The sequence below is a fragment of the Vibrio splendidus genome (assembly GCF_003345295.1).
Taxonomy (GTDB): Bacteria; Pseudomonadota; Gammaproteobacteria; order Enterobacterales; family Vibrionaceae; genus Vibrio; species Vibrio splendidus_K.
Genome location: NZ_CP031056.1, coordinates 78,686 through 93,109, shown reverse-complemented (window position 1 = coordinate 93,109; position 14,424 = coordinate 78,686). Strand labels below are relative to the sequence as shown.

Here is a 14,424-nt window from a genome sequence, read left to right as displayed (position 1 = left end):
AGATTTTATCTTATGTCGGTGAGCTGATCTGTAGTTCTTTAAGCAGAGGAAATGCTGCTTTAGTGTGTTCCCCTGTGACAATGAATCCGACGAGTTGGTTTGCCTCATTAAAACCTTTGGCGACAATCCCTTTTGGATCAAACCGAGTCTCCCAACTCTGAGCAGTTTGAATATCACGGCCTGCCAGTTGAATCGGATAACTAGGCGTTTTCACTTTAGTCATAATATGCGGCAAGCTTAGCTTTCCTTCACCCGTAGTGAGTTGTTTCGCTAATACGTTGGCCGCTAATATCGCGGGTTGCAGGTAAGCCATTACTCGTCCTTGAATCTCAGCACAGTCCCCAATGGCATAGACATTTTTGATGTTAGTTCTCATTGCTTCATCAACGATGATACCTCTGTTCACTGCCATTCCTGTCTGTTGCGCGAGTGCTGTATTTGGCATTAACCCAGCTGCAGCGATGACCACATCGGTTTTGATTAATCGAGAAGAGGTCGTTTGTAACCTTACTCCGTCAGCGAGATAGGTGGCATGGCTTACCATTGCATCCGTCTCAACTGTCACACCGGCTTTACGAAGCTCTCGTTCCAGTTCTAAAGAGATAAAAGGTGGCACCAAACTACCTAATAGATAACTTGCTGGTTCAATGATCGTGACACTTTTCCCCGCAGTTTGAAGGTCGAAAGCTAACTCGACGCCAATGAGCCCGCCACCGATAACGGTGATTCGTTGCGCAGCGTCGATCTGAGCTTTGTGTTTTTCGAACTCTTCCAAGCTATTGAGAGTAATCGTTGCCTGAACACTCAACCCCTCAGCAGCAGGTATGAAAGGCGTAGCACCGGTCGCCAGCACTAGTTTTGAGTATGGGATGACATCATCGCCAGCGACAATAAACTGTTGCTCGGTGTTAATCTCGTTTACCCAAACGTTGGTTTTAATGACAACGTTATGCAGCTCAGCTAATTGTTGAGCAGTATTGATCGAAAGTTGCTGAGGTGTTTGAGCTTGACTGAATACATGCGAAAGATTCGGCTTACTGTATTCAATACCCGCATCAGCAGTGACCATTGTAATAGCGATATTTGGGTCAGTTTTACGGATCATCTTTATGGTTTGTAAGGCAGCGAAACCAGCGCCCACAATAACAATGTTGTCCATATTACTTCTCCACAAACACTTCTTTGCCTAAATGGCATTCTGGGCAAAGGAAGTCATCCGGCACTTGTGCCCAAGGTGTTCCTGGTTCAACGCCTTGGTAGGGTTCACCCAATTGTGGGTCGTACACCCATTCACAGACAGTGCAGCGCCAGCAAGTGCAGTCTGCAGTGTGTACTGACTTATCTTGAGCTACTTCTGTTTCTTGCTCTGTCGTGTATTTGAGCTCGGCAGTGGTGTTTGCCGGTGCTGGTGTGGCTTCAAGCGGTGTAACATTGCGTGATACTTGCTTTGGTGCGCTGACTTCGTCTGGATTTACACGCCAAACTTCAGCAAGTGTCATTCCGTAATCAATACATTGGCGAAGTGCGTCTGTATCTGGTTTCCAGTGAATATGCTGAGGTGCGCTCACTTCGAAGTTAGCTTCACGTAAGCGAGCATCGATGCGTTTTACTGCGCCGCCAGTCCACCCTGAAGAGCCAAATGCTGCGGCTCTTTTTTCTGCAAAGCGCAGGCCGTGTACTTCTTCAAGTAGTGCGGCGATTTGCGGCATCATCACATTGTTCATGGTCGATGATCCAACAAGCACGCCCTTTGAACGGAAGATATTAGCAAGGATGTCATTCTTATCGTGCTTTGAAATGTTGAAGACCTTGATGGCTGTTTCTGGGCTGCCTTTACGAATACCCTTTGCGATCGCGTCTGCCATCATGCGAGTGTTATTGGACATGGTGTCGTAGACAATGGTGATACGATCTTCTTTGTAGGCTTTTGACCACTCGTAATATTGCTCAACGATTTGAGTCGCGTTGTCACGCCAAATACAACCATGAGAAGTAGCAATAACATCGATTGGCACGCCTAAACTCAAGACTTCTTCTATCTTCGCTTTCACCAAAGGCGCGAAAGGCGTGAGGATGTTTGAGAAGTAACGCAGACATTGATCATGCAGCTCTACTTGGTCTAGTTGGTCATTGAATAGGTTCTCGTCGCAGTAGTGTTGTCCGAAAGCATCGTTACTAAACAGGATTTCATCACCGGTTAGGTAAGTCGCCATTGAGTCTGGCCAGTGCAGCATTTTCATCTCAACAAAGATGAGTTGCTTACCGTTACCGACATCGAGCGTGTCGCCTGTTTTAACGGTTCGGAAGTTCCAGTCAGGCTGGTGGTGATGGCCAACAATAGAGTTAACGCCAGCTTCTGTGCAGTAGACGGGTGTGTTCGGAATTTTAGCCAGTAGCGCAGAAAGGGCACCAGAGTGATCTTCTTCGGCGTGCTGACAAATGATGTAGTCGATCTCGTTGATATCGATTTCCATCTCAAGGTTTGCAAGGAATTGCTCAGTAAAGCGATGATCGACAGTATCGACAAGCACTGTCTTCTCTTCACGGATCAGGTATGAGTTATAGCTCGTACCTTTGTTCATGTGGTATTCCTTACCGTGGAAGTGCTCGGTTTCCCAATCGTGGACGCCGACCCAATGAACATTTGATTTAACGTGAATAGTCATAATGATAATACCTTATTTAAATATCTAAGGCTCCTATTGCACTAGTTATGCCATGTTTTTAAGTGTTTGTTTTTATAGTGTTTATTTGTTTTTTTATTGTCATGATGTGTCTTTGTGACCTTTCTGTTTGTGTAATCAAAATAAACTCATCGTGTCTTTATGACTAAGTTATTGATGGTTGGTAATTGGTAGTTACTTGGATAAATAACAGATACAAAAAAGGCCAGACGAATGTCTGGCCAAAACAAGGCAGTGTAATCTAACAGTCTAAAGTGCTGTTAAAACTATATTTTTGTAAAACGAAAAAGCGTTTTAAAAATTAAAGCGTTGTAGCTATCAGTACATAATGCATATGCATTGGATTTATTACAGTGTAGTAACCACTTCATCAAGCGCTAGACGCGCTTTTGGTTTACCGTGGTTATAGTCTTCGCCGTCTTTGTGGTAGCCGATAGCCAGTGCTACATCAACAACGTGACCTTCCAGTTCGTCAGCAAACTCTTCGCCGATCATAGCGGCATCTACGCCTTCCATAGGTGTTGATGCAATGCCAAGACGAGCCAGTGTGTGCATTGTGTTACCTAGTGCGATGTACACTTGAGACTTAGTCCAGTTACCGTTGAAACCCGTTTCGTCTGTGTTCATTTCTGCGAATGCGTAAGCACCTAAGAATTGCTCGTACATTTCAGCGGGTAGGTGACCAGAGCTTACTTCTGTGTCAGCACGCTTAGCGAATTTCTCTTTAGTGTACTTAGGATCGTGAGCAAACAAGATCGTATGTGATGCTTCTTTCGCATGTGGTTGGTTAAACTGGAACATGTTCTCGAAAGTATTGTGGAAGCGTTGTTTTGCTGCGTCACTCTCAATGATGATGAATTTCCAAGGCTGAGAGTTGATAGAAGAAGCTGATAAACGAAGTGCTTCTTTGATTACTTCCATGTCTTCCGCAGAGATGCGTTTGTCGGCATCGTATTTTTTAGCTGTGTAACGAGTGTTTAGATCAGTAATGATTGGATGAGTCATGTTGAATCCTAATATCTATCAATAATAAATGTTGTAGGGTTTTATGTTCGGTAACGTCAACAATAAACGGATAACGCATTTAGGCTATATCTCTATAGAAGTCGTTTCTAGAACAGTCAGCCTCTAAAAGGCTGAACGCTTAAATGGCTATCGAACATGCCCCAATAAATCGAGTATCTGCGGTAGCTCAAGTCGATGGGTGTAAGATAATAGAAGATTGGCTCGGGAAAAATAGCGAACACATCAAATCACTATGGTTAATAATGTCCACAATGATTTGATTTGTGTGATCTTGGTGTGTTTTGGTTTTCGAAAATCAGCCAGTTAGTACGCCTTGATTCCATATTGGCGTAATAAAGAAGGAAGTACGCTGTCGAGGTTTGGGATATCTTCAGGGTTAAGTTCAATCAAGCTAAAACCATGCTCTTGGTAAACTTTCTTGGTCGCACTTCGTTTGTCTTCTTCTATAGAGCCTGAATCTGTTCCCCAGAACTGAATGTATACTTTGCCGCTTGGCAGGTAGAAATCGCTCATTACTTCTTTTGATATCGGGAGCGGACGTTCATAGGCATGAACCACTCCCGCCATATAAAGCCAGTTATCAATGATCAGCTCTCCCTTTGAACGAACATAGTGCCCATCTAAGGTTCGGTGTTTCGCTTCAAACTTCTGGCGAAAGCTAGAAAACGATACATCAGTAGAATGGCTTTCAGCATCGTGTCCTAAAAATTCGACAACAGATTGCTTTAATCGTTTATTGCGGACTAACGAATCGTGCCACACCACAAATAAGTTCTGAGTCGCTTTATCTTCTCTCTGCTCACCACCGGCCTTCAGTCCCGTTGAGGTGACGTGCCAGCCGTCGTCTTCTTTTGTTATCCAGCCAAGCTCATTGAGCAATAAGTTGATTTTCTTTGCGCTGAGCTGAAAGGCACCGCCGAGCTGAGTGGCGGTTAGCGTTTTTCCTGAGAATGAGTCTAAGTCGATGAGCAGTTTTTCTGGCCAGACTATAAAGACACCAAACTTTTTGTGTTCTACATACTCTCCACCAAAGCTTTCTCCACGCTCTGTGAGCACCCAACGTTCTTGTGAGCGCACTATATAGCCAGCAATTTTTAAATCGCTAAATAAAGTTTTAGCTTCTATGCCTTTTTGTTTAGCGAGTGCGGATGTGGAAATTTTGTCTGGCATAGTTTATTTCTCAATTAGCAGTAGAACTGCTGAATAATGTTGAGGGGCTGTTGTATAGAATAGATAAATACAATAACACAACTGTTGATACTAACTGCAGTTCACTGGTCTATGTTTTTAGTAGAAAGTCATGTCTGATTTTGATTTTGTGGGAAATGTGGCTCTTTTTGTAATTAAATTACATAATTAGCGCTTTTGTTCATCTAGGTGCATATTTACCATACGTGGCACGATGTTCTTTTATACGGTTTATATAGATTTTAGATTCTATATTTTATTAAGTGTGATTTTGATCACTATTTATTTTTAAGTACTACAAAATAAAATGTGATCTAGATCTTGTGTTAATGATATTTATTCTCATTAACTTGGCTTTGTAATTTAAATTCATGGTGTTTTTGTGATCTAAGGTGCCCTTGTTAACCCTAAAGTGTTTTTTGTGTGTGATGGTTGTCACGAAAGTTGGGCTGAGGTGCATTTTGTAAATGTTGTGATACATTTTAATCGACTTTTGAGTACACACTTTCGGTCATTTGACCAACCAATACATTACGGGGTTCTACCTATGTTATCACCAGAAGCTAAGATTAAGGTTCAAAACTTTGGTCGTTTCTTATCCAATATGGTAATGCCAAACATCGGCGCATTTATTGCGTGGGGTTTCATTACAGCACTATTTATCCCAACAGGTTGGTGGCCTAACGAAACGTTAGCATCAATGGTTGGTCCTATGATCACATACCTTCTACCGCTATTGATTGGTTACACTGGTGGTAAAATGGTAGGCGGCGACCGTGGTGCGGTTGTTGGCGCGATTACAACGATGGGTGTCATCGTTGGTACTGATATCCCTATGTTCATGGGAGCGATGATTGTCGGCCCTCTAGGTGGTATCGCAATTAAGAAATTCGATGAAGCTGTTCACGGTAAAGTGAAGAGTGGTTTCGAAATGCTAGTGAACAACTTCTCTGCTGGCATCATCGGTATGATCTGCGCAATCATCGCATTCGTTGTGATTGGTCCTGCAGTTAAAGTACTGTCTGGTGCTCTTGCTGCTGGTGTTAACGCAATGGTTGAAGCTGGTGCCCTTCCTTTAGCTTCTATCTTTGTTGAACCTGCGAAAATCCTTTTCCTAAACAACGCAATCAACCACGGTATCTTTTCTCCATTAGGTATCCAGCAATCTGAAGAAATTGGTCGTTCAATTTTCTTCCTAATTGAAGCGAACCCAGGTCCTGGTTTTGGTCTTCTACTTGCTTACATGGTATTTGGTAAAGGTAGTGCGAAACAGTCTGCTGCTGGCGCATCTATCATCCACTTCCTAGGTGGTATCCACGAAATTTACTTCCCTTACGTACTAATGAACCCACGTCTAATTCTTGCTGTTATCGCAGGTGGTATGACAGGTGTATTCACTAACGTAATGTTTGATTCTGGCCTTATCTCTCCAGCATCTCCAGGTTCTATCTTTGCAGTTCTATTGATGACGCCAAAAGGCTCTTACGTTGGTGTTGTTCTTTCTGTTATCGCATCAACCGCTGTGTCTTTCATCGTAGCTTCAATCCTACTTAAGACTGCAGCTCAAGGTGACGACGAAGATTCATTAGAGAAAGCATCAGCGCAAATGAAAGACATGAAAGCGTCTTCTAAAGGTGCGGCATCAGGTGCAAACGTGAACCTAACTGATGTAGAAGCAGTGTATGTAGCGTGTGATGCGGGCATGGGGTCAAGTGCAATGGGTGCCGGTCTACTGCGTAAAAAAGTAGAAGCAGCAGGCCTGAACATTGTGGTAACCAACTACGCAATCAACAATCTACCAGCTGATTCGCAAATTGTTATTACACACAAAGACCTAACAGACCGTGCACGTAAAACCGTACCAGGTGCAATGCATATGTCTCTTAACAACTTCTTAGATGGTGCTGTATACGACCAGCTAGTTGCAGACCTTGTAGAAGCAAAAAGTGGCGAAGCAAAAGCGCCAGTGACTGCAGCCGCTCCTACACAGAAAGGCAACAAACTTGCACTAACTAACGACAGTATCTTCCTTGGCCTTAAAGCTACGCAGAAAGAAGACGCTATCAAGTTTGCTGGCGACCAGTTAGTAAAACTTGGCAACGTGTCACCTGAATACGTAGACGGTATGTTTGCTCGTGAAGAGCTTGTGTCTACTTACTTAGGCGAGTCTATCGCGGTACCACACGGCACAATCGAAGCAAAACAATACGTACAAAAAACCGGCATCGTGTTCTGCCAATACCCTGAAGGCATTCAGTGGGGCGAAGACGAAGATGATATCGCTAAGATGGTTATCGGTATTGCAGCACAAGGCGATGAACACAACATGGTGTTGATGGCTATTACCAATTCACTTGATGACGAAGAAGCAGTGGAATGCTTACAGAACACAACTAACCCAGATGATGTTCTACGTATTCTAAACGGAAATTAATACGCTCTAGTCAAGCTCCTGAGTGAAGGAGGCCGGTGTCCCCCCACTGGCCTCATTTTCGGTCTTACTCTTTATCGGTTTATTAAAGATTCAGTCTGAATAGCTTACTGCTTAATGCCTAGGGCACGTCGTCAAGGCATGTTGTTGAGCCGTTAGCTATCTAGATTCAAATATTTATAAGGTCAAAATTATGAAAGCGTTACATTTTGGTGCAGGTAATATCGGTCGTGGTTTCATTGGTAAGCTTCTTTCTGATGCAGGTATGAAGGTTACGTTTGCTGACGTAAATGAAACGGTTGTAAATGCGTTAATTGAACGCCAAGAATACCCAGTTAAGATTGTTGGCGAAGAGTGTGTTGTGGAAGTGGTTAAGAACGTGACAGCAGTAAACTCAGCGACAAGCGCTGTAGTAGATTGCATCGCTGAGTCTGATCTTGTAACAACAGCGGTAGGCCCAACGGTTCTTAAGATTATCTCTAAATCGATCGCTCAAGGTATTGAAAAACGTGCTGCGGTAAACAACACGGCACCAATGAACATTATCGCGGCAGAGAACATGGTTCGTGGTACTAGCCAATTGAAGGCAGCAGTGTTAGAGCACCTTTCTGATGAAATGAAAGCGTTCACTGAAGAGCACATTGGCTTTGTTGATTCAGCGGTCGACCGTATTGTTCCACCGGCAGAAGCGGGCGAAACAGATCCTCTAGCCGTAACCGTTGAAACGTTCAGCGAGTGGATCGTAGATCAAACACAATTTAAGGGTGAGATTCCAAACATCCCAGGTATGGAATGCACTGACAACCTAATGGCTTTCGTTGAGCGTAAACTGTTTACCCTTAACACTGGTCACTTAGTAACAGCTTATCTTGGTGTTCTTGCTGGCCATGAGACAATCAAAGATTCTATTGAAGACGCCGTAATCCGCGCTGAAGTAACTGCAACAATGGAAGAAAGCGGTGCTGTGCTTATTAAGCGTTACGGTTTTGACCCGGAAGCTCACGCAGCATACATCCAAAAAATCCTTGGTCGTTTTGCAAACCCATTTTTACGTGATGAAGTTGATCGTGTTGGCCGTCAGCCAATCCGTAAACTAAGTCCTCAAGACCGCCTAGTTAAGCCATTAAACGGCACATTGGAGTATGGTCTTCCAAACGCTCATCTCGTAAAAGCGATTGCAGCGGCTTTCCATTATAAGAATGAAGATGACCCGCAAGCGGTTGAACTTCAGGCAATGTTTGCAGAAAAAGGGTTTGCTGAGACATTAGCGCATTATTCTGAGCTGAATAGTGACTCAGAAGTTGTTAAACTAGCGGAAGAAGCTTATCTAGCATTGAAATGATAAACCATCAAAGTGCCACACCAGTGGCACTTTCTTATTGTCGAGCCGTTATGCCAATACAAACTAGCCACGAAACTGAATTACTCGAAGCACTATCTGAAGCTGAGAGCGCTAGCGCCTGTCTAATGGCGGCTTACGATGCATTGGACGACACGGTAGATGCCGTATTAAAAAACATTTTCAAGAAAGACGACACGGCAATTAAATTTGTTGTTGAACCACTTCTCAACAGTGGCGGGCCGTTGGGCGAGATTATGATCCGCGCTAAGCTGCTATTAGGGCTTGGTGTGATCAGTAAAGAGCTCTACGATGATTTAGAGATTTTCGTTACCTTGAAAGAGTGGGCGAAAATACAAGGTGAAGACACCAGCTTCACAGAAGTCGACGTTATATTTGAGCTCAACAAGGTGCACGCGGTTCAGCGTATTATGCCTATCGAATATGATGCGGAGATGGTGGAAACCATGTCTGGCCCAATGCTTCAAATGTTCTTGGGTCGACACAATCAGAAAGTGAAGTCGACGATCGTTTTGGCTATCACTGACATTATCACGACCTTATGCCGAGATAACGCACTGAGTTCTTAGTTCTAGTTTGCAGTCCTGCTTATCTTGTTTCGCATCCTACATATCTTGTAGCTGTTCGTTTCGTATCAATACAAAGTTTAAAATGATGGCGGTTTCTCTCGTTGGAGAAATCGCTTTGTTGTTTTTGTGTCTATAAAAAATACCCGAAACCTCTCTTCCCATTAAACACAAAAGCAGCAGGTACAAAAAAAGCCACATTCAGTGGCTTTTTCTATTCAAGACGTTCTCTTTATTAAAAACGCCCTTCTATCCAAGACTATGCGGATTATAGGTCTTGGATGTTCTCAGCTTCTAGCTCTTGGAAGTAGCGTAGAGTCTTAACTTTTAGCTCTTGTTGAGCTGGCTCATCAGCAACGATGATAGCTTTACGGTGCATCTGTAGAGCTGTAACAGTCCACATGTGGTTTACAGAACCTTCGATAGCCATTTGAAGCGCTTGCGCTTTGTTGTGGCCTAGAGAAAGGATCATTACTTCTTCAGAATCTAGAAGAGTAGCAACACCGATAGTTAGTGCGTATTTAGGAACTTGGTTGATGTCGCCATCGAAGAAACGAGAGTTCGCGATACGAGTGTCTTCAGTCAACGTTTTGATACGAGTGCGTGAAGATAGAGAAGAACCTGGCTCATTGAATGCGATGTGACCGTCGATGCCTACGCCGCCCATGAATAGGTTGATTTTGCCGTATGAACGGATTTTCTCTTCGTATGCTGCACAGTGAGCATCGATGTCTTCAGCTTTGCCGTCTAGCAGGTTGATGTTTTCTGCTTGAATATCAACGTGGTTGAAGAAGTTCTCGTGCATGAATGTGCGGTAAGATTCTGGGTGGTTAGGGTCGATACCAACGTACTCATCCATGTTGAATGTTACAACGTGCTTGAAGCTTACTTCGCCCGCTTTGTGTAGTTCAATTAGCGCAGCGTAAGTAGTTAGAGGTGTGCTACCAGTAGGAAGACCTAGAACAAATGGACGCTCAGCAGTAGGAGCGAATTTGTTGATAGAATCTGCGATGTGACGAGCAGCCCATTTACCTACTTTAGCTTTGTTGCTTAATGGAATAAGTCTCATTGATTTTGCCCCTAGAAATAAAATTTTATAGTGTTCTGAAACATTAATTCGCATTATAAAATAAGTTATTAAATTCCGCTATTGTTTTAGGTCAAGTTTTTGCTTTTTTCGTCGTATCTGTGACCAGAACTCTCAAATTTGCACAATTATTGTATGGATATTTGGTAGCGTTAAACAAGATTAATACGTTTGTCATATATCGTCAGGTGGTTTTGATTCAGGGTCTGAAAGATCAACAAGCTTCGTTGAGTGGATGGTCAGGAGTGCAATGGACGTATGATCAAAGAGTGATACTTATGTGGCACTGCCGTGCAAAAAAGAGGAGAAAAAGTGAGGAAGTATCACCGACAGGCGTGAATGAGCATGGGTATATTTAAGAATAGTGATTATTCAAAGCTATCACTATGAATTTTATATAAATATTTGTAAAACTGGACAGGTTGGCTAAACTTACTAATTACGAAGAAGATGCGTGTTTGTTTTAAGTTGCCGCTAATATGCTATGAAAAAAAGCCCAAAGTGATTAGGTATCACTTTGAGCAGTTTTACTAATCTTCTAACACTAACTCTCTTTCGTATTCTTCCCTAGGCACTTCTCCGCGTTTGCAGCCGTTTAGGGTATGAAAGCGACGGCGTCCACGAGCCAGTTGAATGTACTTCAACCAAACACGGTCTAACTTGGACTTAGCCTTATGAGGGTGAGCCAATACTTTGATGAAATGTCTTTCTTCAGCATTGGTCGGTGTTAGTTCACCAGTCTCAAGTGCAAGCATAGTGTCACCAAACAAGGTTAGGATTTCTTCTTCTGAAAGAGTAAAATCACCTGACTTAGCGAACCCTCGTGGGAATTTAATGGTGTCATAAAAACGTTTTTTTCCGTGTCGGAATTCGGTCTCAGACATATCAGCCTCAGTAATGTGGTTAGATAGAAATTAGTGTTTATTGCTCACGCGAAAATATTGTTAAAAGGCTAAAATAGGAAACAAAACGTTTTTGCCTTTACGATAAACAATCCTAGATCGGCTAGTTAGCAGATTTATTACAGAGATGTATTTTTGATGGATGTGAAAGTATTTAGAACCTTTCTTGAGGTTGCAAGGGTGCGCCACTTTGGGCGCGCAGCTGAAAACTTGTATTTAACACAAGCAGCGGTGAGTGCGCGGATCAAACAGCTTGAAGGCTATTTTGATACTCAGCTCTTCATTCGTGACCGCAATAACATCAAGCTTACCTCTTCCGGTGAGCGTTTGATTGGTTATGCTGAAGTGATGGTATCCACCTTACAACAAGCCAAGTTTGAGCTGTCGTTAGAAAGTGGAAAAGCCTTGCAGTTAACACTAGGTGGCACTCCGAATATTTGGGATGCGTATCTGCAAAACTGTTTAAGCGTAGTGACCGATTCTTTTGGTGGTTATGGCTTCATGGCTGAGGTGATGGGGCGTGAGCAACTGAACCGTAATTTGCTAGAGCGAACCTTAGATATGGCTTTCGCCTTCGATCAAATTAAAGCGGAAGAGCTGAACTGTAAAAAAGTCGCTGATTTGGTTTTGGTGCTGGTATCAACGCAGCAAGATGATCTGGAATCTGTGTTCCAACATAAGTATGTGTATGTTGATTGGGGAACGCGCTTCGGTTCAGAACACGCAGAACGTCACCCTAAAGTTCCAGCTCCGTATTTACGTACCTCTACGGCTCGTATTGCCCTCGATTTCATTTTAGAGAAAGGTGGCAGTGCGTATTTACCTGTGTCTATGGTTGAACCTTTTATCGATTCGGGTCAGCTGCATAAGGTGAAAGGGGTAGAAGATTGGTATCGCCCAATTTATCTCAGCTACCGTAAAAGCAGCACCTCGGTTGATGCGATCATGCAGGTCGAGAAGCTGGTTAACGAGATTGACCCATCGACCGCCTACACGCTGCAACAAGCCGCTGAACAAGCACCAGAGTAAGGGCGTTGTAATGAATATCGTGTGTTGCAACCAATATCGCTTGTTGAAATATGCGTTGCTGACTTAACGTGACTGAATTAACTTTGTTGATTAAATAAAAAATGGCTCCTAACTAGTTATATAGTTGGGAGCCATTTTCGTTTTAAACCAGAGATGATCTTCATTGCCCAATCAGAGATAACCCTAACTCGGATAAATCAGTTTAAGCCTGGTATGCGTAACCTTTTTTAAAAGCCCTATCACTTCAAAGCACTATTCTTCGAAAATTCTAGAGATTCATTAGATTCTCAATGGACTCTTCAAGAGAGTGTGACAGGTATGAATGGATTTTATTGCCATCCGTTGCGTCAATCTCAATTTTAGAAATCCCCTTACTCGCTTCGTCTTCAAGAAAGCTGAGAGACTGCTCGACTGATTGACTGGTGAGAACCTGTTGGTTTGATAAAACAATACGACACGTGTGAAGAACCATAGCCTTTTCCTTTTTATATTCGACAGGTCTCTGCATCTTAGTGTGCTAAGTACCTATCGTTGACGTTGTGAGAAGAGTTTCTTCTCAAGGTTAAATTTAGTCGAATTGCGTAAAAAGAAAACCCTTTTTTGTGATTTATCTAACCTTCAGTTCCGAAAGTGGCTAGCGACAATGACAGTTCACGGTAAACTTTTATGTATCGGAGTAAAAGTTATGGCAAATGGGAAGAGCACAGCATGTCGAGAAATATTCATCACAACAGTACGTTAACGAGTGAGCAGTGCCATTTGGCTCGATATGCGCGAGACGCTCGCTTTGACGGGATGTTTTTTACAGCGGTAAAAACCACCGGAATTTTTTGTCGTCCGATTTGCCCAGCAAGCCCGCCCAAAGAAGAAAATGTCGAGTATTTTTCTCATCAAGCTCAAGCTTTGAAGGCTGGATATCGCCCATGCTTACGTTGCCGGCCAGACAGCGCACCTTTTTCTCCGGCTTGGAAAGGTGTTGAAACGACTTTCTTGCGTGCTTTACAGTTGATTGATCATGGTGCGCTGAACTCAGGAACAATCGTCGACCTTGCCACTCGATTAGGTATTTCAGACCGCTATTTACGAACCTTATTCGATAATTACATCGGCGTGTCGCCGAAGCAATATAGCCTTTATAGCCAATTGATGTTTGCCAAGCAGTTGCTGCACACCAGTAGCATGAGCATTACCGATGTTGGCTTTGCGAGTGGTTTTAATAGCACGCGTCGTTTCAATGATGCCTTTCTAAAAGAGCTGCAGCTCTCGCCAAGCCAAATCCGACGAACAAAGCTAAGTGAAAACCTGAGCAATCATATTCAGCTAGTCTTTCACGGCCCATTAGACTGGAAGCATTTACTGGGTTTCTATCGACGAAGAATGATTGAGGGCCTAGAAGACGTTGGCGAAGACTATTACAAGCGCACAGTGAATGTTAATGGGTCAAAGGGTTGGTTCAAGGCCACTTTGGCTAAAGAGAACCGCTTAGATATTGAATTTGAGTTGGACGATATAAGCCAGTTAAGAAGCTTGATTGCGAACATTCGACGCATGTTCGACCTTGATGTCGATATTGCCAAGGTTGAGGCCTTCTTTACAACCATTGACCCCAACTTAGTGGCTAAGAGTGGCATCCGCATTCCTGGCGTGTGGAGTGCTTGGGAAGCCGGAGTAAGAGCGATTCTAGGGCAGCAAGTTTCGGTAACCGCGGCGATTGGGCAGCTTAACTTGTTGGTACGAGAGATTTCTGGAACGCATTCGGCATCTTCTTTAGAAGATCCTGCTAATTCACAAGAGTCGTCTGGAATCCAAGAGAAAGCCTACTTCCCAACACCTAAACAGATAGCGGAGGCTGATGTCAGCTTCTTAAGAATGCCGGGAAGTCGCAAAGAGACCTTAAAGCGCTTTGCCGAATACATGGTCGACAATGAAGCCGAACATCCTTCTAAGTGGATTGAGCTAAAGGGCATTGGGCCTTGGACGATTCAATACGCGCTACTTCGCGGGTTAAGTGAACCTAATCATCTGTTGGTTGGCGACCTGGTGGTGAAGAAGTTCATTGAGCATCGCCCAGCCATCAATACAGAGAGTGTTTCGCCTTGGGGAAGTTACGCCACGTTCCATTGTTGGAATCAATCTTAATCGGAATACTAA

Annotated in this window: 12 protein-coding genes; 5 read left to right on the top strand and 7 right to left on the bottom strand. The window is 43.4% G+C overall.

All coding sequences use genetic code 11. From position 1 onward, the window contains the following. Positions 1-10: 10 nt before the first annotated feature. The 4 genes from norW to DUN60_RS16335 form a co-directional block, all read right to left on the bottom strand. A complete protein-coding gene (norW, locus tag DUN60_RS16350; protein ID WP_114634373.1) occupies positions 11-1,159 on the bottom strand; it encodes an NADH:flavorubredoxin reductase NorW in 1,149 nt (382 codons plus the stop codon). A 1-nt stretch (position 1,160) separates the two neighbouring features. Beyond that, a complete protein-coding gene (gene norV / locus DUN60_RS16345) occupies positions 1,161-2,666 on the bottom strand; it encodes an anaerobic nitric oxide reductase flavorubredoxin (RefSeq protein ID WP_114634372.1) in 1,506 nt (501 codons plus the stop codon). 366 nt (positions 2,667-3,032) lie between these two features. Then, complete coding sequence (locus tag DUN60_RS16340) at positions 3,033-3,689, bottom strand: NAD(P)H-dependent oxidoreductase (protein ID WP_004732726.1); 657 nt, start codon at positions 3,687-3,689, stop codon at positions 3,033-3,035. 324 nt (positions 3,690-4,013) lie between these two features. After that, a complete protein-coding gene (locus tag DUN60_RS16335) occupies positions 4,014-4,880 on the bottom strand; it encodes a glycerol kinase (protein WP_114634371.1) in 867 nt (288 codons plus the stop codon). 565 nt (positions 4,881-5,445) lie between these two features. Between DUN60_RS16335 and DUN60_RS16330 the strand changes: the two genes are divergently transcribed. From DUN60_RS16330 to DUN60_RS16320, 3 genes are all read left to right on the top strand, one after another. Beyond that, on the top strand, positions 5,446-7,332 hold the full coding sequence (locus tag DUN60_RS16330; RefSeq protein WP_054546108.1) for a PTS mannitol transporter subunit IICBA: 1,887 nt from the start codon (positions 5,446-5,448) through the stop codon (positions 7,330-7,332). Positions 7,333-7,522: 190 nt separating this feature from the next. Beyond that, a complete protein-coding gene (locus DUN60_RS16325) occupies positions 7,523-8,671 on the top strand; it encodes a mannitol-1-phosphate 5-dehydrogenase (RefSeq protein WP_114634370.1) in 1,149 nt (382 codons plus the stop codon). Positions 8,672-8,721: 50 nt separating this feature from the next. Continuing rightward, entirely contained in the window at positions 8,722-9,258 is a 537-nt protein-coding gene (locus DUN60_RS16320; protein ID WP_208638372.1) for an MltR family transcriptional regulator, read from the top strand. A gap of 265 nt (positions 9,259-9,523) precedes the next feature. Here the strand turns inward: DUN60_RS16320 and nagB are convergent, their stop codons facing one another. Both nagB and DUN60_RS16310 read right to left on the bottom strand, forming a co-directional pair. Continuing rightward, the gene (gene nagB, locus DUN60_RS16315; protein ID WP_004732731.1) at positions 9,524-10,324 is read right to left on the bottom strand and encodes a glucosamine-6-phosphate deaminase; all 801 of its coding nucleotides are present in this window, start codon (positions 10,322-10,324) and stop codon (positions 9,524-9,526) included. 548 nt (positions 10,325-10,872) lie between these two features. Next, the gene (locus tag DUN60_RS16310; protein ID WP_009846107.1) at positions 10,873-11,226 is read right to left on the bottom strand and encodes a MaoP family protein; all 354 of its coding nucleotides are present in this window, start codon (positions 11,224-11,226) and stop codon (positions 10,873-10,875) included. Positions 11,227-11,382: 156 nt separating this feature from the next. Between DUN60_RS16310 and DUN60_RS16305 the strand changes: the two genes are divergently transcribed. Next, positions 11,383-12,273: a LysR family transcriptional regulator gene (locus DUN60_RS16305; protein ID WP_004732733.1), complete on the top strand. Its 891-nt coding sequence runs from the start codon at positions 11,383-11,385 to the stop codon at positions 12,271-12,273. A 268-nt stretch (positions 12,274-12,541) separates the two neighbouring features. On the opposite strand, the gene DUN60_RS16300 is transcribed toward DUN60_RS16305, so the two are convergent. Then, positions 12,542-12,745, bottom strand: coding sequence for a hypothetical protein (locus DUN60_RS16300; protein WP_114634369.1), 204 nt, complete (start codon positions 12,743-12,745; stop codon positions 12,542-12,544). A gap of 236 nt (positions 12,746-12,981) precedes the next feature. Here DUN60_RS16300 and DUN60_RS16295 point away from each other — a divergent pair, with 236 nt between their 5' ends. After that, positions 12,982-14,412, top strand: a complete 1,431-nt coding sequence (locus DUN60_RS16295) for a DNA-3-methyladenine glycosylase 2 family protein (protein ID WP_114634368.1) — start codon at positions 12,982-12,984, stop codon at positions 14,410-14,412. Positions 14,413-14,424 lie beyond the last annotated feature (12 nt).